Source organism: Pyxidicoccus fallax, assembly GCF_012933655.1.
Classification (GTDB): domain Bacteria; phylum Myxococcota; class Myxococcia; order Myxococcales; family Myxococcaceae; genus Myxococcus; species Myxococcus fallax.
The window spans coordinates 1-444 of the sequence record NZ_JABBJJ010000776.1; the positions used below are offsets into that span (position 1 = coordinate 1).

A 444-nucleotide genomic window follows, 5' to 3' on the forward strand; every position below is an offset into this window, starting at 1 on the left:
TATATATATACTAGCTAGGGCAAGAAAGAAAGTACTTTTGTTATGTGAAACTTTAGTGACTTTAGAGGTCGGGGAAGCTGGAACTGGCCTGGTCGCTACTACCCACCCAGTATCAAGTTTTGTTGAAAGTATTGTTGAGGGTGCCATGAAAGCTACTACTTCAGAATGGAATTGGAAGACCTAGCTCCTAGACTAAACTCTCACTGAGTCTGATCTAGATACGGCTTAATTTCTTACTTTCTCTACGCCAACAAAGAAACAAGTCATTGAAGAATGGATCTATAATTACCAATTCATTTCTATTCAATAGAAACCCTTATTTCTCTTTTTTCCTCTTTATACTGTGGAGCTGACTTACTTTCCACTTATTATTCTATCGGCGCGGATTCTTCTCTGGTTTACTTTAATTGAATTGCTGCTGCGCCAACTGCTTTATACTAGACC

General features: G+C 38.5%; 1 protein-coding gene. It reads left to right on the top strand.

Features of this window, described 5'->3' with window-relative positions; genetic code table 11:
- Positions 1-184 (top strand): hypothetical protein (locus HG543_RS54860; protein WP_211194831.1); only part of this gene is annotated, 184 nt, incomplete at its 5' end.
- Positions 185-444: the final 260 nt, after the last annotated feature.